Source organism: Aliiroseovarius sp. F47248L, assembly GCF_023016085.1.
Lineage (GTDB): Bacteria > Pseudomonadota > Alphaproteobacteria > Rhodobacterales > Rhodobacteraceae > Aliiroseovarius.
Genome location: NZ_JALKBF010000001.1, coordinates 115541 through 138535 on the forward strand (window position 1 = coordinate 115541; position 22995 = coordinate 138535).

The 22995-nt window shown below is 57.4% G+C and carries 21 protein-coding genes; 16 read left to right on the top strand and 5 right to left on the bottom strand.

Translation table 11 applies throughout. The features are described from left to right. The first annotated feature begins 77 nt into the window (after positions 1-77). Together MWU51_RS00710 and MWU51_RS00715 are read left to right on the top strand one after the other, a co-directional pair. Positions 78-1409: an 8-oxoguanine deaminase gene (locus MWU51_RS00710; RefSeq protein WP_247033130.1), complete on the top strand. Its 1332-nt coding sequence runs from the start codon at positions 78-80 to the stop codon at positions 1407-1409. Between the two features lie 116 nt (positions 1410-1525). Then, a complete protein-coding gene (locus MWU51_RS00715) occupies positions 1526-1837 on the top strand; it encodes a 5-aminolevulinate synthase (protein ID WP_229836738.1) in 312 nt (103 codons plus the stop codon). Here the strand turns inward: MWU51_RS00715 and guaD are convergent. Next, entirely contained in the window at positions 1827-3113 is a 1287-nt protein-coding gene (gene guaD / locus MWU51_RS00720) for a guanine deaminase (protein ID WP_247033133.1), read from the bottom strand. The genes MWU51_RS00715 and guaD overlap by 11 nt on opposite strands. Positions 3114-3240: 127 nt before the next feature. Between guaD and mgtE the strand changes: the two genes are divergently transcribed. The 4 genes from mgtE to MWU51_RS00740 all read left to right on the top strand — a co-directional run bounded on the left by mgtE (position 3241) and on the right by MWU51_RS00740 (position 7985). Further along, complete coding sequence (gene mgtE, locus MWU51_RS00725; RefSeq protein WP_247033134.1) at positions 3241-4623, top strand: magnesium transporter; 1383 nt, start codon at positions 3241-3243, stop codon at positions 4621-4623. Next, a complete protein-coding gene (locus MWU51_RS00730) occupies positions 4623-5192 on the top strand; it encodes a 5-formyltetrahydrofolate cyclo-ligase (RefSeq protein WP_247038631.1) in 570 nt (189 codons plus the stop codon). The genes mgtE and MWU51_RS00730 overlap by 1 nt, the downstream gene beginning before the upstream one ends. A gap of 51 nt (positions 5193-5243) precedes the next feature. Beyond that, on the top strand, positions 5244-6068 hold the full coding sequence (locus MWU51_RS00735; protein ID WP_247033135.1) for a TIGR00282 family metallophosphoesterase: 825 nt from the start codon (positions 5244-5246) through the stop codon (positions 6066-6068). A 138-nt stretch (positions 6069-6206) separates the two neighbouring features. Next, a complete protein-coding gene (locus tag MWU51_RS00740; protein WP_247033137.1) occupies positions 6207-7985 on the top strand; it encodes an SLC13 family permease in 1779 nt (592 codons plus the stop codon). A 12-nt stretch (positions 7986-7997) separates the two neighbouring features. Here MWU51_RS00740 and MWU51_RS00745 read toward each other — a convergent pair whose 3' ends face one another. Next, positions 7998-9779 (bottom strand): SLC13 family permease, encoded by a 1782-nt coding sequence (locus tag MWU51_RS00745; RefSeq protein ID WP_247033139.1) that lies wholly within the window; start codon positions 9777-9779, stop codon positions 7998-8000. Between the two features lie 32 nt (positions 9780-9811). Beyond that, positions 9812-10405, bottom strand: a complete 594-nt coding sequence (locus MWU51_RS00750) for a LysE family translocator (protein WP_247033140.1) — start codon at positions 10403-10405, stop codon at positions 9812-9814. Between the two features lie 71 nt (positions 10406-10476). On the opposite strand from MWU51_RS00750, the gene MWU51_RS00755 reads away from it, so the two are divergent. The 3 genes from MWU51_RS00755 to MWU51_RS00765 all read left to right on the top strand — a co-directional run bounded on the left by MWU51_RS00755 (position 10477) and on the right by MWU51_RS00765 (position 12763). Beyond that, positions 10477-10929: an Lrp/AsnC family transcriptional regulator gene (locus MWU51_RS00755; protein ID WP_247033141.1), complete on the top strand. Its 453-nt coding sequence runs from the start codon at positions 10477-10479 to the stop codon at positions 10927-10929. Positions 10930-11021: 92 nt separating this feature from the next. After that, positions 11022-11762, top strand: a complete 741-nt coding sequence (locus tag MWU51_RS00760; protein WP_247033142.1) for a YebC/PmpR family DNA-binding transcriptional regulator — start codon at positions 11022-11024, stop codon at positions 11760-11762. A gap of 92 nt (positions 11763-11854) precedes the next feature. Further along, positions 11855-12763: a DMT family transporter gene (locus tag MWU51_RS00765; protein WP_247033143.1), complete on the top strand. Its 909-nt coding sequence runs from the start codon at positions 11855-11857 to the stop codon at positions 12761-12763. Between the two features lie 43 nt (positions 12764-12806). Here the strand turns inward: MWU51_RS00765 and MWU51_RS00770 are convergent, their stop codons facing one another. Next, complete coding sequence (locus tag MWU51_RS00770; RefSeq protein ID WP_247033144.1) at positions 12807-14276, bottom strand: ABC transporter substrate-binding protein; 1470 nt, start codon at positions 14274-14276, stop codon at positions 12807-12809. 154 nt (positions 14277-14430) lie between these two features. Between MWU51_RS00770 and panB the strand changes: the two genes are divergently transcribed. Both panB and panC read left to right on the top strand, forming a co-directional pair. Continuing rightward, positions 14431-15258, top strand: a complete 828-nt coding sequence (panB, locus tag MWU51_RS00775) for a 3-methyl-2-oxobutanoate hydroxymethyltransferase (protein WP_247033145.1) — start codon at positions 14431-14433, stop codon at positions 15256-15258. Then, positions 15255-16091: a pantoate--beta-alanine ligase gene (gene panC, locus MWU51_RS00780; protein ID WP_247033151.1), complete on the top strand. Its 837-nt coding sequence runs from the start codon at positions 15255-15257 to the stop codon at positions 16089-16091. The genes panB and panC overlap by 4 nt, the downstream gene beginning before the upstream one ends. Before the next feature lie 69 nt (positions 16092-16160). Here the strand turns inward: panC and MWU51_RS00785 are convergent, their stop codons facing one another. Further along, a complete protein-coding gene (locus MWU51_RS00785; RefSeq protein ID WP_247033153.1) occupies positions 16161-17438 on the bottom strand; it encodes an acetylornithine deacetylase/succinyl-diaminopimelate desuccinylase family protein in 1278 nt (425 codons plus the stop codon). 204 nt (positions 17439-17642) lie between these two features. Between MWU51_RS00785 and MWU51_RS00790 the strand changes: the two genes are divergently transcribed. Genes MWU51_RS00790 through MWU51_RS00810 form a run of 5 tightly spaced genes read left to right on the top strand, consistent with a single transcriptional unit; the run spans position 17643 to position 22949 of the window. Further along, complete coding sequence (locus MWU51_RS00790; RefSeq protein ID WP_247033155.1) at positions 17643-18719, top strand: hypothetical protein; 1077 nt, start codon at positions 17643-17645, stop codon at positions 18717-18719. 18 nt (positions 18720-18737) lie between these two features. Continuing rightward, entirely contained in the window at positions 18738-19118 is a 381-nt protein-coding gene (locus MWU51_RS00795) for a hypothetical protein (protein ID WP_247033157.1), read from the top strand. Next, positions 19111-20280: a hypothetical protein gene (locus MWU51_RS00800; RefSeq protein ID WP_247033162.1), complete on the top strand. Its 1170-nt coding sequence runs from the start codon at positions 19111-19113 to the stop codon at positions 20278-20280. The genes MWU51_RS00795 and MWU51_RS00800 overlap by 8 nt, the downstream gene beginning before the upstream one ends. Positions 20281-20294: 14 nt before the next feature. After that, positions 20295-22226 carry an ATP-binding protein gene (locus MWU51_RS00805; protein ID WP_247033167.1) on the top strand — a complete coding sequence of 644 codons (1932 nt, stop codon included), beginning with the start codon at positions 20295-20297 and terminating at the stop codon, positions 22224-22226. Continuing rightward, on the top strand, positions 22227-22949 hold the full coding sequence (locus MWU51_RS00810; RefSeq protein ID WP_247033168.1) for a hypothetical protein: 723 nt from the start codon (positions 22227-22229) through the stop codon (positions 22947-22949). Positions 22950-22995 lie beyond the last annotated feature (46 nt).

Consider the following 22995-nt stretch of genomic DNA (forward strand, 5'->3'; position numbering starts at 1 on the left):
CTGACACTGCGCGCGAGTCCTTTGCCCTTTCTGTCGCCGCCACAGTTGTCTCACCGAAATGGGCGGGAGGAGACAACATGGACTATCTGATCCGCAATGCACGAACCATTCTGACAATGGATGATGACAGTCGCGAATTGTCGTCCACCGACATTCGCATCTCGAATGGGATTATCATCGCTATTGGGCCCGAGCTTGAGCGGGATTGCGAGGTGCTGGACGCAAGCCGCGCCGTCGTGACGCCGGGTTTGGTGAATACGCATCATCATCTGTATCAGACTTTGACGCGGGCGGTGCCAGGGGGGCAGGATGCGCTTCTGTTCGGCTGGCTTCAGACACTGTATCCGATCTGGGCACGCTTCGGACCGGACGAGATGCGCGTGTCGGCGATGGTTGGTTTGGCCGAACTAGCCCTGTCAGGCTGCACGATGAGCTCGGACCACCTTTATCTCTACCCCAACGGAGCGCGGCTTGAGGATACGATTGACGGCGCACGTGAACTTGGGCTTCGGTTTCATCCCACGCGTGGTGCGATGTCGATTGGGGAAAGCGATGGCGGTCTGCCACCCGACATGCTGGTCGAACGTGAAAGCACCATTCTTGAAGATTGCATTCGCGTGATCGACGCCTTTCACGATCCGTCCGAAGGGTCGATGCTGCGCGTGGGTGTGGCGCCGTGTTCCCCATTTTCGGTCAGTCGCGAGTTGATGAGGGACGCCGCCGTTCTGGCACGCGATAAAGGTGTGATGATGCACACTCATCTGGCCGAAAACGACGAGGATATAGCCTACAGTCAAGCACAGTTCGGTTGCCGCCCCGGTCAATACGCAGAGGATCTGGGTTGGGTAGGGAATGATGTTTGGCACGCCCATTGCGTCAAGCTGGACAGCACCGAGATAGACCTGTTCGCCCACACTCGAACCGGGGTGGCGCATTGTCCGTGTTCGAACTGTCGACTTGGATCGGGGATCGCACCGGTGCGCCAAATGCGCGATGCGGGCGTCAAGATCGGCTTGGGGGTCGATGGATCGGCGTCCAATGATCAAGGCAATCTGATGGATGAGGTTCGGCAAGCCATGCTGTTGCAACGCGTCGCCTTTGGTGCCGACAAGATGAGCGCCCGCGAAGTGTTGCGCATAGCCACCCGTGGCGGGGCCGAGGTTTTGGGGCGGTCCGATTGCGGTCAGATCGCTGTGGGGCAACGTGCAGACATCGCGATTTGGGATGTTTCGGGGCTGGAATCTGCAGGCAGTTGGGACCCGTCAGCGCTGGTTCTGGCTGGTCCGCGTCAGGTCCGCGACTTGTTTGTTGAAGGACGCCAGGTCGTGCAAGACGGACAGATTACAACGGTCGACCTGCCGCGTCTGATCGAAGATCAAAACCGCCTTGCGGCTCGCCTTGGTGCGTAAGGAGCTGATCGTGGTGCTTTGAGAACGGATCAAAATCTGTTAAGGTCAACCTTATTTTAAAACCTCTCTCACGCGGATATTGCCGCAGAAAGGATGGACTCACCATGCTTTCCGTAATGAGTGACAAGACATTTTTAGCACTGGCCGCTGCCCTTGGTTACGGGGTTTCGACCATTTTGATGAAGCATTTTTCTTATGGATTTGCGCTGTTGCCACTGGCGCTACTTGTCGCCGTTTTGGCAGGCACCGTCGTTTCAGAAGTGCTTTTGCTTCGCCAAGTTGAACTTGGTCTTGCCTATATTGCGATCATTGCCACCGAATCCCTTTTGGTGCTGGCCTATGCCTTTGTAATTGGCGAAGGGCTATCACGGCAGGAAATGGCCGGGGCGGCGTTTGTTCTGGTCGGGGTGGCCCTGGTCAGCTTCTAAGAAGCGCGCCATTGGTCCAGACGGCTTTGATCGCGCGGTCATCCCCCATCATGATGGTGGGGAAGATGGTTTGCCATATATCCTCGGCGCGTACAGCGCGCTGAGCGATGGCGTGTGTCGAGGCCAAATCGATCACCGTAATGTCGGCCTCGGTGCCCGGTTCAAGTGTGCCAATCTTGTCGTCCAAACGCAGAGCCCGAGCCGAACCTTTGGTTGCCAGCCACCAAAGCTGCGCGGGGTGTAGCGGATGGCCGCGAAGTTGGGCCACCTCGTAGGCTGCCGCCATGGTGCGCAGCATCGAAAAGGATGATCCGCCGCCGGTATCGGTGGCCAAGCCGATCCGGTGCCTTTGCTCCATCAAGCCGTGCATGTCGAACAGTCCGGACCCGATGAACATGTTTGATGTCGGGCAATGGATCAGGCTCGCGTCCACCTCTCGGATGCGGTCGCGTTCGCGGTCGGTCAGGTGAATGGCGTGCCCCAAAAGCGCACCGGGGCCGACCAGGCCGAAACGCTCATAGACATCAAGATAATCCTTCGCGTCCGGAAACAGGTCCGCGACCCACGCGATTTCCTCATGCTGTTCGCTGATATGGGTCTGCATCAGCACGTCCGGGTTCTCGGCCCACAGCGTGCCCAACGCCTCAAGCTGTTCGGGGGTCGAGGTGGGCGCAAAACGGGGTGTGATGACATAGGATAGACGATCCTGCCCGTGCCAGCGGTTCAACAGCGCCTTGCTGTCGTCATATGCGCTTTGCGGTGTGTCTTGCAGCGTATCGGGGGCGTTGCGATCCATGCAGGTCTTGCCGCCCAGCACCCGCAACCCGCGCTTAGCGGCGGCGGTGAAATAAGCGTCCACGCTTTCCGGGTGGATGGTGCAATAGCTGACCGTGGTTGTGGTGCCCGATGCGGTGACAAGATCGAAATAGGTCTCGGCAACCCCGGCGGCGTGGGCAGGATCGCCGAAACGGCTTTCCTCGGGAAAGGTATAGCTGTTCAGCCAGTCAATCAGCCGCTTGCCCCATGACGCGATGATCGCGGTCTGGGGATAATGCGCATGCGCGTCGACAAACCCCGGCGAGATCAGCGCATCGCCATAATCGGTGACCTCTGCCTGCGGGTACTTCATCCGCAGGTCATCTACTGATCCGATATCTGCAATCTTTCCACCATTTAGGGCGACCGCGCCGCGACGTTCGTGTGTCGCACTATCGGTCACGGGGACCTTGAATGGGTCAGCGGCAAAGCGGATGGTTTGTCCCAGAAGAAGCTGCATGTCGCGCCTTTCGTCAATGCATCGGGCAGATTACGTTTGGAAAATTAACGTGGCAACGAGTTTCTTCCTGTTCCATTGCGTTGGGCCATGCCCTATGTTCGCGCAGACCAATCAGGAGGGCTTCGTGATGCTGGATGAACAACATAGCGACGATGCGCTCGAAGAAGGCGATTATGAACTGGATAGTGAGGTGTTCCAGCCGGTTCTGAACGCCCTTGAGGCGGAAGACGCCGAGGCGTTGGTCCGGGCGCTTGAACCCGTCCACCCTGCAGACATCGCCGATATTATTGAACAATTGGGCCATGATGAGCGTGTCGCGCTTGTGCGCCTATACGGTGGTGAACTGGACGGAGAGATTCTGTCCGAATTGGACGAGGGGCTGCGCGAGGAAATCGTTGGGGCGATGTCGCCCAAGGTTCTGGCCGATGCGGTTCGCGAGTTGGAAACCGACGATGTTGTTGACCTGATCGAAGACCTTGATGAACCGCAAACAGCGGCGGTTCTGAAAGCGTTGGATGATGACGACCGGGCTGTGGTCGAACAATCCCTATCCTATCCCGAGGAATCTGCCGGCCGTTTGATGCAGCGCGAACTGGTGTTTGCACCGGAGCACTGGGATGTTGGGCAGACCATTGATTTTCTACGCAATCAGGATGACCTGCCTGAACAGTTCTATCATGTCATTCTGGTCGACCCTCGGATGCGCCCGACCGGATATGTCACTTTGGGGCGCTTGATGGGCAGTGCCCGCAAAGTCAAGATGACGGAAATTGCCGAGGACAGCTTTCGCACAATCCCTGTGATGCAAGATGAAGGCGAAGTCGCCTATGCGTTCAACCAGTATCACTTGATTTCAGCCCCCGTGGTCGATGCGGATGACCGTCTGGTCGGGGTGATCACCATCGACGATGCCATGGTGATTCTGGACGAAGAGCATGAAGAAGACATCATGCGTCTGGCGGGGGTCGGTGAAAGCAGCCTGTCGGATCGGGTGATCGACACCACCAAGCGCCGCTTCCCTTGGCTTGCGGTGAACCTTGTGACTGCCATTCTGGCGTCACTGGTGATCGCGCAGTTCGAAGACGTGATCGCACGGTTCGTTGCCTTGGCCGTCCTGATGCCGATCGTGGCGTCGATGGGGGGCAATGCGGGCACGCAATCGCTGACCGTGGCGGTGCGTTCGCTGGCAACGAAAGACCTGACCTCGGCCAACGTCTGGCGAGTGATCCGGCGAGAGGCTGCGGTCGGATTGATTAACGGTCTGATCTTTGCAGTTGTGATGGGGCTTGTGGGCGTCGCGTGGTTTGGAACCCCATTGCTGGGCGTCGTGATCGCCGTTGCGATGGTCGTGAATTTGGTGGTGGCGGGTCTGGCGGGAGTTATCATCCCTGTTGTGTTGGAACGTCTCGATATTGACCCCGCGCTGGCATCGGGCGCGTTTGTGACAACGGTCACCGATGTTGTGGGCTTCTTTGCTTTCTTGGGACTTGCTGCGGTGATGCTGCAATGATGATAGATCAAACCGACCTGAAAAAGACAAAGGACGAGGCGCGTAAGGCGGCCTTTGCCCGTCGGAAAGATGTGCATAGCGAAGCACGATCTGCAGCGGGTGTGGCGCACCTTCTATCGGTCGTGACCGAGCACAAGGGCGAGGCACTGTCCGGCTATATGCCGATCCGTACCGAAATCACGCCGGTGCCAGTGATGGCGGCGATGGCTGTGCATGGACCTGTCTGCGTGCCTGTCATTGGCAAGCTGGGCGAACCGCTGCGCTTTGCGCTCTGGACTCCGGATTGCGAGATGACCGAGGGTGCCTTCGGGGCCTTCATCCCAGCTTCGCGCCAGTTTATCGAGCCCGAACTGTTGATTGTGCCCTTGCTGGCTTTTGACCGCAACGGAGGTCGCTTGGGCTATGGAGGTGGGTTCTATGACCGCACGCTGGAGGGGCTTCGAGCCAAGCGGCCAACACTTGCCGTCGGTTATGCCTACAGCGCACAAGAAGTAGAAACGGTGCCGCTTGAACCCACCGATCAGTTGTTGGACGCCATCGTCACGGATGAAGGCGTGCATTGGGTTTGATTCCAACGCTTTGGCTTGCCCTTTCATGTGATCCGCCCTAGGGCTGGGGGCATGAAGATACTTTTTCTTGGCGATGTAATGGGGCGCGCGGGCCGGCGCGCGGTGACCGAACGGCTGAAGTTTCTGCGCGAGGCATGGAAACTGGATTTCGTGGTGGTGAACAGTGAAAACGCGACGGGGGGGGCGGGACTGACCGCTGCACATGCGCGCTCAATCCTGGATGCGGGTGCCGATGTGATCACGCTAGGCGATCATGCGTTTGACCAGCGCGAAATGCTGACATTTTGCGAGCAGGAATCGCGGATCATTCGCCCGCTGAACTATGCCAAGGACGCCCCGGGCACCGGGGCGCGGGTGTTTTCGGACGCGCGTGGGCGCAAGATTTTGGTGACGCAAGCTCTGGGCCAGGTGTTCATGAAGCGGCCTTTTGACGACCCATTTTCGGCGGTCGATGCGGTGCTGAAACGTCATCCTCTTGGCGGGGCGGTTCAGGCGTCGCTGGTCGACATCCATTGCGAGGCTACGTCGGAAAAGATGGGCATGGGGCATTGGTGTGACGGGCGGGCCAGTGTGGTCGTGGGCACCCACACCCATGTGCCGACCGCGGATGCGCAGATCCTGGCCAGAGGCACGGCGTTCCAGTCCGATGCCGGGATGTGTGGCGATTATGACAGCGTGATCGGAATGCAGAAAGAAGAGCCGATGCGCCGATTCATCACTGGCATGTCGAAAAGCCGTTTCACCCCCGCATCAGGCGAGGCCACATTGTCGGGCCTGTATGTTGAAACGGATGACCGTACAGGCAAAGCCACGCGCGTTCAGATGATCCGCGAAGGGGGGCGATTGGAGCAATCGACTCCATCCGATCTGGGCTGAACAGACGACCCAACGGTATTAACCTGTGAAACGTGCGGTCGGTCCCGTATCGTACGCCATATATTTGGTGAAAACCGCGCTTGCTCACCGGGCGCGCACGGGGCAAGACTGCACTGACGAACCAAACAGGGACAGCGAATGGGCCTATTTGATTTTGGCGATATGACATTGGCAGTGCTTTCATTGCTGGTCGTGGCAGGTATGTTCGTGATGTTCTTGCGCGAGACTTTCCCGACCGAGGTCGTGGCCATTGGTGGTGTCGCCATCATGCTGGTCTTAGGCATCTTGGATTATAATCAAGGCTTGAAGGTTTTATCGAACCCCGCTCCGTGGACCATTGCAGGCATGTTCATCGTGATGGGCGCGCTTGTGCGCACGGGCGCACTTCATTGGTTCACGCAAATTGCCGAACGCAGGGCCGAAAAAAGCCCCGTTCTGGCGCTATCGGCGCTGATGGGTTTCGTGGTGATTGCTTCGGCCTTTGTCTCAAATACGCCTGTCGTCGTGGTGATGATTCCTGTCTTCGTGCAACTTGCCAAGAAGATCGGCACCTCGGCGTCGAAACTGCTTATACCGCTTAGTTATGGGGCCATCCTGGGGGGGACGCTGACGTTGATCGGGACCTCCACAAACCTGTTGGTGGATGGTGTGGCGCGCGCCAACGGATTGCAGGCCTTCACGATTTTCGAAGTCACGCCGCTGGGCATAGCGCTGGTCGCCTGGGGGATGATCTATATCTATTTCATCGCGCCGAAGATCCTGCCGGATCGCGACAGTATGGCATCGCTATTGTCCGATCGGTCCCGCAAAAAGTTCTTTACCGAAGCCGTGGTTCCGCCGGAAAGCAACCTGATCGGGCGCGAGGTGAACGGCGTGCAATTGTTTAAACGCGATGGTGTCAGGCTGGTCGACGTGGTGCGAGGCGATGCCTCGTTGCGGCGCAATTTGGACGGGGTCACGTTGCAGGTCGGCGACCGTGTTGTCCTGCGTACGGCAATGACCGAACTTCTGAGCTTGCAACGCGACAAAAGCCTAAAACGTGTGGACCAGGTGTCTGCGGTCGAAACCACGACTGTCGAAGTTCTGATCACCCCGGATTGCGGCATGGTCGGAAAGCAGTTGGGCCGGATGCGTTTGCGCCGCCGTTACGGCGTTTATCCCCTTGCGGTGCATCGCAAGAACCAAAACATCGGTCGGCAACTGGATGATCTTGTGGTACGCGTGGGAGATACGCTGCTGCTGGAAGGTGCGCCCGAGGATATTCATCGGTTGGCGCAAGATATGAACCTTCTGGATGTCTCAAAACCGTCTGCGCGGGAATATCGACGCGGTCACGCACCGATCGCCATCGGGGCACTGGTGGGTCTGGTTGTCCTGGCTGGCCTTGGGGTGGCGCCGATTTTTTATCTGACCGTGCTGGCCGTGGCGATGGTGCTGCTGACACGATGTATCGACGCGGACGAGGCTTTTGGCGCGGTAGATGGCCGATTGTTGGTCTTGATTTTCTCGATGCTGGCCATCGGTGCTGGGTTGGAAAACTCGGGCGCGGTTAGCCTTATCGCGGAAAACGTAGCGCCGCTTCTAGGCAACTTGCACCCGTTCCTGATTGTCTGGGCGATCTATCTGCTGACGTCAGTCCTGACCGAGCTTGTGTCAAACAATGCGGTGGCCGTGGTTGTGACTCCGATTGCCATCGGCCTTGCCAATGCTTTGGGTTTGGACCCGCGCCCACTTGTCGTGGCTGTAATGGTCGCGGCTTCGGCCAGCTTTGCAACCCCCATCGGATACCAGACCAATACGCTGGTTTATGGTCCGGGCGGCTATAAGTTCTCGGACTTCCTGAAGGTCGGTATTCCGCTGAATCTGTCGGTGGGGCTTCTGGCCTCGGCTCTGATCCCGTTCATCTGGCCACTCTAAACATAGCGCGGATCATAACGGCCAGAACACCAGAATGGCGGGGATCGAGACGGCAACGACCAAAACTTCCAACGGCAATCCCATTCGCCAGTAGTCGCCAAAGCGATAGCCGCCGGGGCCAAGGATCAGCGTGTTGTTTTTGTGACCGATCGGCGTCAGGAAGGCGCAGCTTGCTGCCACTGCGACCGCCATCAGAAACGGGTCGGGGTTCTTGCCAAGGGTCTGCGCCATCTGGATGCCAACCGGGGCGGCCACGATGGTGGTGGCGGTGTTGTTCAGCACATCGGACAGGGTCATGGTGACGACCATCAAAACCGTCAACACAGCCCAGGCGGGCATGCCCTGCGTGATCCCCACCAATGCGTTCGCGATCAGTTCGGTGCCGCCCGAGGTTTCTAGCGCCGCGCCCAGCGGAATCATCGACCCCAGCAGAACAACCACCGGCCATTCTATGTGGGAATAAAGTTCGGACAGCGGCACAATCTTGGTCAGGGTGTATCCCACGACCACAAGCCCCAACGCGACGGGCAGATAGACAAGGCCAAAGCTGGCTGCCGCGACGGCCCCGCCAAACAATCCAATCGCCAACCAGACCTTGTCGTCCTGCGTGACTTTCAGCCCGCGTTCTGCAAGTGGCAGAGCACCTAGCCACTCGGTGACATCAGCCTCGGTTCCTTGTGGGACGAGCAGTAGAAGTATGTCACCGGCGCGCACTTCCGTCTTGCGGACCTGCTTGGTGATTCGCTTTCCGGCACGTGAAATGCCCAGAAGGACAGATCGCTGTCGCCAGTTCAGCCCGATGGACTGAGCGGTCTTGCCCACGATGCGGGCATTAACGGGCACAACAATCTCGATCTTGGACAACCCATCACCTTCTGCCCGTAGTTTTTCCTCGCGCTCGGCATCTGTGAATTTCAGGCTCAGGGCGGCGCGAAATTCGTCCAACGCCTCGGGCCGGGCTTCCAGCACCAAAGCATCGCCAGCTTCAAGTTTCGTAGCGCGTTGGGTGCCGTAACGACGTTTGCCAGCGCGCACAAGACCAAGGATCGCGACATCGTTCTTCTCGGCCACTTCGTCCAGATCTTTCAGGCGTTTGCCGATATGTTTCGACTCTTCCGGCACGGTCAGCTCCGCGACATAAAGGCCGAAATTCTCCATTGGATCCGATCCATTCTCGACGGTTTCAGCCTGCGGAATCAGCCGCCAACCAATCAGGGCGACGAAAATCAGACCTGCAACGGCTGTGGCAGCTCCAACTGGAGCGAAATCGAACATGTGGAACGGCTCGCCCAAGGCTTCCCCTCGAATCGAGGCGATGATGATGTTGGGTGGGGTGCCGATCAGCGTGACCATGCCGCCTAAAATGGTCGCGAAGGACAGGGGCATCAGGCTCAACCCCGGTGGGCGACCTGCTTTGCGAGCGGTCTGCACATCGACCGGCATCAGAAGTGCCAAGGCGGCTACGTTGTTCATAAACGCTGACAAGACGCCACCAATCGCGCCCATCAATGCGATATGCGCCCCAAGCGAGCGCGAAGCATCCACCATCGTGCGGGTGATTAGGAACACTGCGCCCGACCGCACCAATCCCGCAGACACCACCAGCACCAGCGCCACGATCAGCGTGGCCGGATGGCCAAAGCCCGAAAACGCATCTTTGGTTGGTACGACGCCCAAGACGACACCGACCATTAAGGCGGTAAAAGCCACAAGGTCATAGCGATAGCGGCCCCAAAGCAGCAGGCCGAAAACCGCACCGAAAAGCGAGAAGAGGATGATTTGATCTGTTGTCATGCCTCAAGGCTTACCGCCTGTACGCGGCAACGTCACCCGTAGATTACGGGGAAAAGTGTAGCGACCAGCAACAGAGCCATCGTTATATTGAACGACCGAAGGCGCGTTGGGTTGGTCAGGATCACCCGTATTTTCTGCCCCAAAATGGTCCACACCGAAACAGAAGGCAGGTTCACGATGCCGAAGATCGTGGCGACAAGAACCACGGCCGCCATATCGCGCGAAGGCGCATAAACACTGATCGCAGTCAGCGCCATGGCCCAAGCCTTGGGATTAACCCACTGAAAAGCGGCGGCTTGCAGAAAGCTCATCGGTGAGCCGCCCGCTTTGCCGGAGCCGGGTTCGGACGCGTTTGCAATTTTCCATGCGAGCCAAAGCAGATACACCACACTGCCAGCTTTTAGGATGGTGTAGCTGACGGGATAAAGATCAAACAAAGTCATCAGTCCCGCGCCGACCAGCACGATCATGAAGGTAAAACCGATGCCGATCCCCAGCATATGCGGAATGGTGCGCTGAAATCCGAAATTCGCGCCAGACGCCATTAGCATCAGGTTGTTTGGTCCCGGTGTGATTGAGGACACGAAGGCAAAGGCCACAAAGGCAAAAAGAAGTTCAAAAGACATAATGCAATTATCCGAAGATTTGGCGACGAAAGATTGCATTGTTGTATGATTGACGGCTATCTCTGCAACAAATGTCAAATGTTGATCAAATAAACCAGAAAATATTGCAAGAGCTGTCCCGGGACGGCCGTCTGCCCAACACCGAGCTTGCTGACCGTGTCGGGCTATCCCCTTCGGCATGCCTGCGCCGTGTGCAAGAGCTTGAGCGTCGAGGCGTGATCAAGGGCTATCGCGCCGTGCTGGACCCTGTTGCATTGGGGAATGGCTTTGTCGCCTATGTGACGGTCGGCCTGTCAGATCACACCAAGGCTGCGCAGGAAGGCTTCGAACGGTCGGTCGCGCTGTATGACGAAGTACGGGAGTGTCACAATATTACCGGCACAGTCGAGTACCTGCTGCGGGTCGAGGCCGAAGACTTGATCGCCTATAAACGCTTCCACACGGACAAGCTGGGCACGCTGCCGCAGGTGCACCAAATCGTTACCCATGTCGTGATGGGATCGCCCAAGGACGAACGCGCTTAGACAACTTGCTAGCAACACTCTTGCGGCCCACCCGGCCCCTGCTGTATTGAACCGCGCAACACATCTACACCTGAATTAATTCGGAGGTCGCCATGGCTGGCCACTCAAAATGGGCAAACATTCAGCACCGCAAGGGGCGTCAGGACGCCGCGCGTTCGAAGCTGTTTTCCAAGCTCGCCAAAGAAATCACCGTGGCTGCCAAGATGGGCGACCCGGATCCGGACAAGAACCCGCGTCTGCGCATGGCCGTTAAAGAAGGCAAAAGCCAGTCTTTGCCAAAGGACGTCATTGATCGAGCGATCAAAAAAGCCATCGGTGGAGATGCCGAGAACTATGACGAAATCCGCTACGAGGGTTATGGCCCGAACGGCGTGGCCGTTATTGTTGAGACGATGACCGACAACAAGAACCGGACAGCTTCGACCGTGCGCTCGACTTTCTCAAAAAACGGCGGCAACCTTGGGGAAACCGGATCCGTAGGGTTCATGTTCGATCGCAAAGGTGAAGTAACCTATCCGCTGGATGCAGGCGACGCTGACACAGTGATGGAAGCCGCGATTGAAGCTGGTGCTGAAGATTGCGAAACCTCAGAAGACGGGCACCGGATCGTCTGCGCCGACACTGACCTGAACGACGTGTCAAATGCGCTGGAAGCCGCGTTGGGCGAGTCGGAGTCGACCAAGCTGATCTGGCAACCCAACATGACCACCGAGCTTGACCTTGACGGTATGCAAAAGCTGATGAAGTTGGTTGATGCCTTGGAGGATGACGACGACGTGCAGCGCGTTACCACAAACTTTGAGGCCACGGACGAGGTTCTGGCCCAGCTCTGACACGGCCCATCGGAAGGAATAATCAGACCCCGGCCCGGAAACCCGCGCCGGGGTCTCTTGTCTTTCGCGGCATTCTCGGGTCAGGTCGCCGGATGAGCATCGCGACCCCAGCCGTTCAACGCCCCCTCTTCGGTATCTTGTGGATGCTGGCTGCAGGGCTGTTCTTTGTTCTGATGAATGCGCTGGTGAAGCATGTGGGGCAGGGGCTGCCATCTGCACAAGCGGCGTTTCTGCGCTTTGCGTTTGGGCTGGTTTTTGTGCTGCCAGCACTGGGGCAGGTGCGACGTGTCCGGTTCTCGCGCAAAATCTGGCGGCTGTTTGCGTTGCGCGGGCTGGTTCATAGCGGTGCAGTGCTGTGCTGGTTTTATGCCATGACGCAAATCACCGTGGCCGAGGTCGTGGCGATGAACTACCTGAATCCGATCTATGTGATGTTGGGGGCAGCGCTGTTTCTGGGTGAGACGTTTTCGACCCGCCGCATGATCGCGGTCGCCTTCGCGTTTCTGGGTGTGTTGATCATCTTGCGCCCGGGTCTGCGTGAGCTTGGGCCGGGGCATCTTTCAATGGTGTTCACCGCCATATTCCTTGGCGCATCTTATCTGATCGCCAAGCGCCTGTCGCAGGAAACGTCAGCCGCCGTGGTGGTGGCGATGATGTCGATCACTGTGACCATTGGCTTGACACCTGTGGCATGGGTGGTCTGGGTCGTGCCGACGATAACCCAGCTGGGATGGCTGGTGTTGGTCGCCTTTTTCGCGACCGCCGGGCACTATGCTATGACCCGCGCCTTTGCCGAGGCTCCGGTGTCGGTGACGCAACCTGTCACTTTCGTGCAGATCATCTGGGCCGCGGCAATGGGCGCATGGCTGTTTGCCGAGCCGGTTGACATATGGGTGGTTGCAGGTGCAGGCGTGATCATCGGAGCTGTCAGTTACATCACATGGCGCGAGGCGATGCTGAACCGACGTATCACGCCGAACGCCAACGCCGCCAAGTCATGAAAAAGGGCGCCCGATGTAGCGCCCTTTCGATTGCCTTCGAAACTTACTCCGACCAACTAACACCGGTCAGGTCATTGGCTTGCGTCGGCGCGTTCTCCCAAAGCCCGTTTATCTTCGCGTTGGCAACACCGGTTTTGGCCAGTTGGAACAAATACCCATTCACGTAGTCATCTGCGATCATCTGCTGCGCTTGTTTGTTCAGCTCTGACCGCATGGCTGGGTCGGACGTCACTGACAGCTTGTCGATCAGTGCCTGGAAATCGGCATTGTCATACTGGAAATAATAATCAGGCCGCGCATAGATGTTGATGTCGGCAGGTTCGGTATGGCTGACGATGGTCAGGTCGAAATCCTTGCCTTTGAACACCTGTTCGATCCATTGCGCCCACTCAAGGTTCGAAATCTCGGTGTTGATCCCGACTGCGCGCAGTTGTGCCGCGATGATCTCGCCCCCACGCCGGGCGTAGGATGGGGGCGGAAGCATCAGGCGAAGGGTCAAACCCTCGGCCCCGGCTTCCGCCAGAAGGGATTTCGACATGTCCGGGTCAAAGGCAGAGTTGCCAGTCAAATCAACATAGTCGGGGTGATGAGGGGCAAAATGGCTGCCGATGGGCGTGCCATAGCCATACATCGCGCCGTCGATGATATCTTGCCGGTTGATCGCGTGGGCAATCGCCTTGCGCACCCGGACATCGGCCAGTGGGCCGGACTTGTTGTTCATGGACAGGATTGTTTCGCCCTCGGTCGAGCCGACGATCACGTTGAAACGGGGGTCGGCCTCGAATTGCGACAGGGTTTCGGTGGCGGGAAAGTTCGGGAACGCATCCACGTCTTCGGCCATCATCGCAGCAAAGGCGGCGTTGGGGTCCGAGATGAATTTGAAGGTGGCCGTGGCCAGCGCGGGTACCGCGCCCCAATAGGCGTCGTTGCGCGCAACGGTCACATGGTCGCCCTTGGCCCATTCGACGAAAGTGAACGGGCCTGTGCCCACGGGCGCAGTGGCGGCGTTTTGGATGCTCTCAGGCGCGACGATTACGGCGTCGCCCCACGCCATGTTGAACGGGAAATTGCCGTTGGGAGCGGACAATTTGACCTCGACCGTCAATGGGTCGGGGGCGGTGACAGATTCGATATCCTTGAACAGTGCTTTTTGGGCGTTGGTCGAATCCTCGGCACGCGCGCGATCAAGCGAGAAGATCACATCTTCCGCGTCCATTGTGCTGCCGTCATGGAAGGTCACGCCGTCGCGCAATTTGAACGTATAGGTAAGGCCATCGTCGCTGACCGTCCATTCGCTGGCAAGGCCGGGCAGAACCGATCCATCAGGCCCAAACCGGGTCAGGCCCTCAAAGATGTTTGCGTAGACAACTTCGTCAATTGCGGCCGCTGCGCCACCCGTCGGGTCAAGGTTTGGCGGCTCAAGTACCATGCCAAGCGTGATTGCGTCGCCTCCGGCCAGCGCGGTCGTCGCCATAAGCGCCCAGGCGGCTGCGGTGAGTTTCAAGTTGGTCATGGTCGGTCCTCCTTAGCCCAAGACACGGGACAGGCCACATGAAACGCGCGAATCTGTGTCAGTGCAAGGGGTAGACGCTGCGGCAACTCCCCTTTGATATTCTGCGACGCAGCATTATAGTGTCCTTGCGAAGAGGATCAGGGGAGGAGAAACCATGAGCGCTTCTGCTAAGATTACCGTGCCGACACCGTCGGATATCCGGGTGCGCAAAGGTGGCACACCGCTGGTCTGCTTGACGGCGTATGCGACCCCGACGGCTCAGATGATGGATGCGCATTGTGACATCGTTTTGGTAGGCGATAGCGTCGGCATGGTCGTGCATGGCCTCCCCGATACACTTAGCGTCACGATGGAGATGATGGAACTGCACGGAGCCGCTGTGAAACGCGGGCTGACGCAGGCCATGATGGTCGTCGACATGCCGTTTGGATCGTACGAAGAAAGCCCCGAACAAGCCTTCCGCAACGCTGCCCGCCTGATGCGCGTGACCGGTGCGGCAGCCGTTAAGCTGGAAGGTGGCGTGACGATGGCCGAAACGATCCGTTTTTTGACCAGTCGATCGATACCGGTCATGGCACATGTCGGTCTGACCCCGCAGGCAATCAACACGTTAGGTGGCTATAAGGTGCAGGGGCGCGGGGAAGATCGCGCGCGAGTGCTGGCCGATGCAAAGGCGGTCGAAAACGCTGGAGCCTTCTCGGTCGTGCTTGAGAAAGTGCCGGAAGGGCTGTCGAACGAAATCACCGAAACCTTGTCCATCCCAACCATCGGTATCGGCGCGTCCGCTCGTTGTGACGGGCAAATCCTTGTTGTCGATGATATGCTGGGCCTGTTCACAGCATTCAAACCAAAATTTGCCAAGCGATATGCGACTTTGGGTGAAGATGGCGACAAAGCCATTGCCCAATATGCCAAAGAGGTGCGTGCGCGCAGCTTCCCCGGCCCGGAACATGTGTTTGCCGATGTGGGTCCAAAGAAATGAAGCTGGTTCGCACCAAGAAAGACCTGCGCACCCTGCGCCGGAAATGGATATTCAAAGGTGAACGCGTGGCGGTTGTTCCTACAATGGGTGCGCTTCATGCGGGGCATTTGTCTTTGGTCGAGGTTGCAAAGCAGAATGCCGATCGCGTGATCGTCACCATTTTCGTGAACCCCAAACAATTTAACAATCCCGGTGATCTGGAAAACTATCCGCGCACTGAAGAAGAGGATGCAGCAAAGCTTTCGCCATATGGGATTGATGCGCTCTATGTCCCGACGCCGGATCAGATTTATCCCAAAGGGTTCGCGACCAACGTTCGCGTCTCGGGTTTGACCGAAGAATTGGAAGGCGCGCATCGTCCGGGGCATTTTGACGGTGTAGCGACAGTTGTTTCAAAACTGTTTTTGCAGTCGCGTGCGGATGTCGCCTGTTTCGGGGAAAAGGACTACCAGCAAATGCTGTTGGTGCGCCGTTTGTCCGAAGACTTGGATATCGAGACGGAAGTATTGGGTTGCCCAACGATCCGTGAACAGGACGGGCTGGCAATGTCTTCGCGAAATGTGCGCCTGTCGTCGGAACAGCGCGCTGTTGCGCCTGCGCTAAAGACCGAACTGGATCGGGCGGCCCGTGCGATACGGCGCGGCGCAGATATTCGCGTGGTGTTGGACAGCGCAAAAGCCCAGATTGAGCGGGCAGGTTATGATAAGGTCGAGTATTTGGAATTGCGCGATGCGACAGATTTGATGCCAGTGTCAAATCTGGATCGCCCGGCGCGACTGCTTGTTGCTGCGACACTTGGAGATGTTCGGTTGATTGACAACATCCCGGTCTGATGGAAGGGCTATGCCCCTCGCGGCTGGGCCGCTCAATCGAATATAATTCGGCCAGACGAAGCCGGGTTGTCAAAGCAGTTCCTTGAGCACCAGTGCCATGACGCCAGCACTGTCGATCATATCGTCAACGCCAATCCATTCGTCCGGTTGGTGGGCGAGGTCTAGAATGCCCGGCCCGTAGGCGATGCAGTTTTTCAGTTTGCCAATCCGGTCGATGTGTTTCTGATCGTAAGTGCCGGGGGAAACCACGTAGGATGGCTGTTGACCCAACACTTTTTCAATCGCCGCAGCGGTTGAGGTAACGACAGGTGAATCTTTTTCGGTCATGGTCGGGATGACTTCGTGCATATCGCGGATTTCGTATTCGAAGCTCGGGCGCTGGGTGCGGATCGACTCAAGCATTCTTGTGACCTCAGCTTTCACTTCGCTCAGGTCCTCTTCCATCAGGAACCTGCGATCAATGATGATGCGGCAGCGGTCGGCCACACACGGCGCAGGCAGGCCGGTATAATCGGTGTCCTGCTCGGCTTCGCCGCCATGGATCGAGTTGATGTTCAGTGTAGATTGTCTGGCCCCTTCGGGAACAACAGGCATATCGGTGTGTTTCGTCGCGAGAAGCGGGAACAAGTGCGTTTCCATTTCTTCCAACACGGCGCCCATGTGTCGGATCGCGCTGTCTCCAAGAAAGGGCATCGAGCCGTGCGCAATGCGCCCTTTGGTTTCAATTTCAGCCCACCAGACACCGCGGTGACCCAGGCAGATACGGTCTTTGTTTAGGGGTTCGGGTATGATGACGTGCTGCACGCGATCCGGGTCGAAATACCCTTTCTCGGCAAGATAGGCGACGCCGCCATAGCCTCCGCTCTCTTCGTCGGCTGTGGCACTGATCTCAACGACGCCTTTGTGGTCGGGAAAGAGTGTGACGAAAGCTTCGGCTGCGATGATTGAAGCTGCCAGCCCGCCCTTCATATCGCAAGCGCCGCGGCCATAAATTCGCCCGTCTTCCAGTTCGCCCCCGAACGGGTCTTTGGTCCAGCCATGCCCCACTTCAACAACGTCATGGTGGCTGTTGAAATGCACACAATCGCCAGCCTGCGCACCTTCGTGGCGACAAATCACGTTCCAGCGGGGGTATTCGGTACTATCGCCGGGCGTGCCCTCGGCGCGGATCATCTCGACCGACCAGCCTTGTGCACCCATACGTTCTGCGATGAAAGAACAGACCCGGCGGTAATCGCAGCCGGGTGGGTTCAGCGTTGGAATGCGGATCAGGTCTTGCGTTAAGGCGATCAAGTCATCGCGGCGGCGCGCAATTTCGGTCAGGAGGGGCTCTTTGTCGTGTGTCATGACGAAAGCCTATGCAGCTTCCTTTTGACAAACAATGACAGAGTCAGCGCGCAATCCAATTTCATTCTGTGCGCGAGCGAAAACTCTGTTGCGGGTCTTTAAATCGCGCTAAACTCAACCTAAATAGATATGTAACAACGATTAACATTTTCTGAACTGGCAGCAAGACCAGGCCGGATATTCCGGTGGAACAAAGGAGGGCACATGTCCAGTTTTGATAAGCAGATTCGTGAAAGCCAAGCGCAGGTTGAAGAGGCGCAGTCCAAGATTTCCGAACTGACGACGCGGATTGAGGCCGCTCGCGCAAAGGCCGCGACGGGCGAAGATATCTCGATCGATATCGAGAACGCGACGCTGGATGACGTGCATGCACATACCGAGGCGATGAACGCAAATATCGCTGAACTGATCATGGGTTTGGATGATGTGACGTCGGGCTTTTCGCAGGATTTTGACCAGATGCGGTCGAAAACCGGGTGGGAGACTTTTGTTGGCATCTTCTCGAAAGGGAAGTCCGAAAGCATGCGGCAGGAACGGATGCGGACGGCGTCCATCGACGACAAGCTGCAAGAATTGATTGCGCAGTCGGATTCGATTGTGAGCCTGCTGGAGGGTCAGTTGGCAATGCTGAACGAGCAGAAGGAAAAGGTAGGTAAGAACCTGACCGCCACGCTGGACGAGCGCGAAATGACGGTGGGCGAGTTGGAAGCCCTGCGCGCCGACATTCTGAACATGGACCCCAAGATCATTGAGCTTGAGGGCAAGATTGCCAATGAACAGGACGCTGCCAAGCGCACGCAATTGGAAACCCAGCTGGCTGACCTGAACACGCAATACAACGAGATGGTGCAGGACGAGCAAGTGAAGCTTGCCAAGTCCCAGACGCTGGAGCGCTATATCGAAAAGGGCAAAACCTGGGTCGACTCGCTGCAAAACCAAGCGGCGACGCAGATGGTGCTGATCAACAAGTTGCAGACAGACACCAAGCAGCGCGTGGTGCTGTATGACGCGCTGACCAAGTCGCTCAAGACCGCGCAGCAGCAGGATGTGGCCCACCGGATCAACGAGATCGGCGTCGAGACCGACAAGGAAGCCCAAGCCGCGATGGCCGCGATTGGGACGGCAACGAACCAGCGCATGGCCGACATGATGGAAGCCCACGAAGACCAGATGGTCTTTGCCCGCGACGTGCTGGAGCAGAAGGCCAAAGCCGACGAACGCTTCGCCCGCCGTTTTGCTGCGATTGTCGAGAAGCACGACAAGAACCTGTATGGGCAATAACGTCCTATGAGGAGCATTTTGTGGGCATTATCAGCTTGGGTGGGTGTATCCCTGCTTTCGGTGATTGTGCTCATAGGTCTCGATTGGCTTACAAGTGCGGAGATCGACTGGCTACTGGTCAAAACACTTTTCTTGATCGTTGTGGCCATTCCGGTTTTGTGTGTGCTTGCGTTTTGGGTGATGTTCTCCGTTCTAGCGCCTTTGATGGCTTGGGGCACTTGGCATTACTTCAGCTTTCTCGCTGCATTGGTGCCGGTTTCACCTCTTCGCAGGCTTCGAGATTTCATTCATCGAGAGTTGCTCGCGGACACTATCTGGACGATTACGGGGCAGCACGGAATAGCAGCCAAGGTCCGGCAAAGCTTGTTGGAAACAGACTCAAGGATGATCCGTGACTAACGACATCAAAACCTCTGAACGCGCCTCGGCCGGCTTCGCCCCCCGCGACCATGCCGAGCTGACGGACACGCAGATCACGCGGCGCTATTTCTCGAAATTCGAGAAGATCACCGCGCATCTGGCCCGTGTGGCTGGACAGATGGAGGTCGAGGGCAAGTTGACCCGTGACGAGGTCGATGTGCTGGCCCGATACGTGATCAAGCTGGGCCTTAGCTTCAAGGCGCTGGCGAACAAATATCACATGTCCGAAACGGCCTATGGGTTGGGCGGTAAAACCCTGACTTTTGATCGTCGCGACAGCGGGTTTCCGATCCATGCCGAACTGCTTCAAATGGCGTCCGACGCCGCGCAGGCGGGCACGCATTTGAAGGGCATGGCCACCGCCTCAGACCTGAAAAGCCAGATGGTCAGCCAGATTGTTGGCGACTTGTCGGTTCCGAAAAAGCTGCAATATGCGCTGTCGCAGCGGCTCTATTACGAGGAACTCCAGCGCGGCGACCTGTTCTGGCCGCAGATGCACCCCGACGTGATCTGGCGGATGAACAAAGGTGAAGGGCGTGACGCGCGTCGCGTCTATCTGGCCCATTGGGCGGTCTATGACAGCGAGGTCAACCTGCCCACCATCTATCTGATGGAGCTTGAAGATACTGGCCGCACAGCCCTTCCCAAAGATGAACGCCGCTGGCCGCAAGTGCAGTCGCATCTGATGGCGCAATCTATGGCGGGGCTGAAGCTCGTGACCATCGCGACCGGGTTCGATAAGGATTTCGACGATCTGCATCCCAAACGCCTGCGCCGGTTTCATGTGGGGCCGATGTATAGCCATACTTTCACCCAACAGACCGGCCCGTTGCGCGAGGTGCTGGCCGAGGCGAAAAGCCCGCCCGGTGAAGACTGGGCCTTGGCTTGGACGGTCGAGGAACTGAGAAGCCAAAGCGTCAAGGAAGAGAAGTCCGGTTGGTTCGGCACAGTGGAGCGCGAGATTTTCGCGCTGGATCCCTTTGCCGGATCGGGGTCGAATATCGGCGCGACCAGCATGGAACGCGCCATCATCATGCCGGCGCGTCCCTTTCAGGTGCTGGCTGAAAAGAACCCTGCCGGGTTCAACGACGTGCGTAAATTTGTTGTCAGTCCCGGTGGCCGGGTGCTGAGTTACCGTTGATTTAGGAGTGCTTGATGTCTTTACCCGCTGATTTGATGGAGCTTCGCGAAGAAGAAATCCGTGCACATTACACGGCGGCTGCCGGGCTTCTGGAAGGGTTTGACCACACACCGCGCATTGCAAAACCGAAGGAAGCGCCCAATGCCGAACGTAGCCCAGGCATTGGACGTGCTCGGCGGTTTCGATCCACCACGCCGGGTCTGGTAACGCGGTCAACGGCACGGCCTGAAGGGGTGCATCTGGCGGACCGAATTGAAAGCGCAGACGGGGATGACCCGTTGATTTCTCCGCTTCAGGCGACGGTATTGCACGCGCTACGCCGCGCGATAGCGATTGCGTTGGCTGTCGGTGATGGCTTTGCTGAACAAACCGAACTGGCCGCCCTGCGCCGCGCCAATCTTGAGGGTCGATTGGGGGCTGATAAGTCCACTGCATTTTCAGAGCTTCTGACTGCCGAGGCGCTGATCGCCCTGCATGTATTTGCCAACGCAACGTCTTACTTGCTGGCCGATCACGCCAGTGAGGCGTCGATCGAAGTCGGCGCGGTTGATGAGGTCCTGACCGATAATGCGCCGCTCGCCTTGAACGGAGCGCTGTGGGAGTTGGATCAGGAACTGGCGACATTCGCGACGTCCGAGGATAAGCTGGTCGCAACCGTCTTGGCTTTTGTCGAACAACTGATGGAAAAGGTTGCCCTGCGCGCTCAGACCGCCAGCCATCTTGGCCCATTCACCTCGGCCAATTACCGGGTCGAAGCGGATGACCTGACCATCTCCGGCTTCACACCCGCCCGCGCCCATCGCGGTTCGACACTCACGATGACGTTCAAGAAACCGAACGAGGTTGTTGGCAACCACATCGCGAAATATCAGGCGATGAAGCTGGCCAAGATGCTGATGGCCTATGATTTCGACCGCAAGCTGAACCCGTTTGCCGAACTTGGCGGATTCATCTTCACCTTCATGGGCGATGGCAAGCCGGGCACGGGGAAAACCACGCTGATCCAGATGATGGCCGGCTTGGTCAATGATTATTGCACCGTTGCGGGCTATCCTTTCCGTTATCAGAATTTCGGCATCGACAATATCGACAGCTATCAGGGCAAGTCGGGCCAGAACGCCAAGGCGTTCATCAACAATGTGCTCGACCCCAACGTGATTGGCTTCGGCACCGTGGACGACATCGACCAGATCGCGGGCAAGCGGGGGGATCGTCAGTCCTCGGCGGGCCAGCAAGAGGTCACGGCGGTCCTGATGGAAAGCTTCTCGGGCGCCAACACCGTGGTGCGCGGGAACTGCACCTTCGGCATGTTCTCGAACTATCCCGAGAATGTGGATGACGCCCTTCGTCAACGCGCCGGTGCGCGGTTCCTGGTAGATGGGCCACGGACGCGCGAGGATTACATCGACATCCTGCATCTGCTGATGGGCAAGAACCACGACATCCCGCTGGGCGACCACGACCTGTACGCCGCGCAAGAGATTAAATCGGCGGTCGCCCGGTCGTTCGAGGCGCATAGCAAGCCCCATGAGGCCGGGCTGATGAACGTGTTCGACCGCGTGCATGATAAGATTGGTGGGCTGGACGATATCGCCAAAATCGGCACCTATCTGAAAGGCATTCAGGAGGCGGACGAGCGCTTCACGGGCCGCTCGATCAAGAACATCACCGACGCGGTGAAAGTCCGCGCGATGGACTTTGAGCTGCCCGACGAATGGATGGAGAACCCCGAACTGTTCTTGGTGAAAGACTACGACACCAAGAAAGCGATGATCGCCGAGCTGCGCGTCCCCATCACCACCGACATGGTGATTCAGGAAATCAACCGCTACGCAGATTCAGAGTTCCGCTATGCCGACAAGTCCGACGAAGCCGCGATTGAGGCGATGGTGCGGGACTTCGGCCGTCAGGAAGAGGCGAAGAAGCGGTTTTTGGGGGGGAAGTGAATGCTCCCACTAATAAGTTTACTCCAAAAGCTGTCATACTCAATCGTAGTTAGTACCCTCGCTCTAGTGGTGTCAGTAGGGGGACTATGGATTAGCTATTACAAGCTGAACCGCGAAGGAGTTCCTCCCGAAGTTTTCTGGAACCTCAAGAGTATTGAGGTTCGGCCAATAGCTTTGAACAAGTCAGATCTCGAAGTCGCTAGCGAAACAGTTTTGGAAATCGACGGTGAGTTGGAGATTTCCGTGTCCAACAGAAGTTCAGTCCCCGTGTTTATCGTGTCCTGCAAAATTGCAGGTGAGGGTGTGCATGTGGGAGCTGGTGGCTATGGTGAACGATTGTACGACTGTCTTGTGAAAGATGAGATTGGGTTGGAAAAGATCGAGCCAGGGCAAACCGTTTTCATAAGCATAAAGTTTCGCGAGGATGTTTCTCTATATGATGTGCATGGGATCACTTACTATCGCGGCTGGGACGGAAAGTTACTGGATAAAGTAATCAGGGAAGGGAACACTTGTCGGATCAGCTTTAGTTTGACCGCTGGCGGTGGAGGTTGGGGGCAGAGCTGTGGTCTATTCCGCGGTAGCGAGCGATTGTACTCAATTTTGCTGCAAACCGGCTCTGGCGAGATTATTAGGAAAACTGTCACCGTGACTGGAACACCTCAATGGCCGTGGGGGCGACTGGAAAGATACGTTTCTGGAGACTGGGAGAACTCTCAATGAAACGCCTCATCCAACGCGGCCTCATGTTTGGCAATCTGATCCGGGT

Coding starts and splice junctions, on each gene's coding strand:
- MWU51_RS00730 (WP_247038631.1), top strand. CDS start 4,623: ATGATAGATCAAACCGACCTGAAAAAGACAAAGGACGAGGCGCGTAAG.
- guaD (WP_247033133.1), bottom strand. CDS start 3,113: ATGCAGCTTCTTCTGGGACAAACCATCCGCTTTGCCGCTGACCCATTC.
- mgtE (WP_247033134.1), top strand. CDS start 3,241: ATGCTGGATGAACAACATAGCGACGATGCGCTCGAAGAAGGCGATTAT.
- panC (WP_247033151.1), top strand. CDS start 15,255: ATGAAGCTGGTTCGCACCAAGAAAGACCTGCGCACCCTGCGCCGGAAA.
- MWU51_RS00710 (WP_247033130.1), top strand. CDS start 78: ATGGACTATCTGATCCGCAATGCACGAACCATTCTGACAATGGATGAT.
- MWU51_RS00740 (WP_247033137.1), top strand. CDS start 6,207: ATGGGCCTATTTGATTTTGGCGATATGACATTGGCAGTGCTTTCATTG.
- MWU51_RS00790 (WP_247033155.1), top strand. CDS start 17,643: ATGTCCAGTTTTGATAAGCAGATTCGTGAAAGCCAAGCGCAGGTTGAA.
- panB (WP_247033145.1), top strand. CDS start 14,431: ATGAGCGCTTCTGCTAAGATTACCGTGCCGACACCGTCGGATATCCGG.
- MWU51_RS00785 (WP_247033153.1), bottom strand. CDS start 17,438: ATGACACACGACAAAGAGCCCCTCCTGACCGAAATTGCGCGCCGCCGC.
- MWU51_RS00750 (WP_247033140.1), bottom strand. CDS start 10,405: ATGTCTTTTGAACTTCTTTTTGCCTTTGTGGCCTTTGCCTTCGTGTCC.
- MWU51_RS00760 (WP_247033142.1), top strand. CDS start 11,022: ATGGCTGGCCACTCAAAATGGGCAAACATTCAGCACCGCAAGGGGCGT.
- MWU51_RS00765 (WP_247033143.1), top strand. CDS start 11,855: ATGAGCATCGCGACCCCAGCCGTTCAACGCCCCCTCTTCGGTATCTTG.
- MWU51_RS00810 (WP_247033168.1), top strand. CDS start 22,227: ATGCTCCCACTAATAAGTTTACTCCAAAAGCTGTCATACTCAATCGTA.
- MWU51_RS00745 (WP_247033139.1), bottom strand. CDS start 9,779: ATGACAACAGATCAAATCATCCTCTTCTCGCTTTTCGGTGCGGTTTTC.
- MWU51_RS00735 (WP_247033135.1), top strand. CDS start 5,244: ATGAAGATACTTTTTCTTGGCGATGTAATGGGGCGCGCGGGCCGGCGC.
- MWU51_RS00770 (WP_247033144.1), bottom strand. CDS start 14,276: ATGACCAACTTGAAACTCACCGCAGCCGCCTGGGCGCTTATGGCGACG.
- MWU51_RS00715 (WP_229836738.1), top strand. CDS start 1,526: ATGAGTGACAAGACATTTTTAGCACTGGCCGCTGCCCTTGGTTACGGG.
- MWU51_RS00805 (WP_247033167.1), top strand. CDS start 20,295: ATGTCTTTACCCGCTGATTTGATGGAGCTTCGCGAAGAAGAAATCCGT.
- MWU51_RS00755 (WP_247033141.1), top strand. CDS start 10,477: ATGTCAAATGTTGATCAAATAAACCAGAAAATATTGCAAGAGCTGTCC.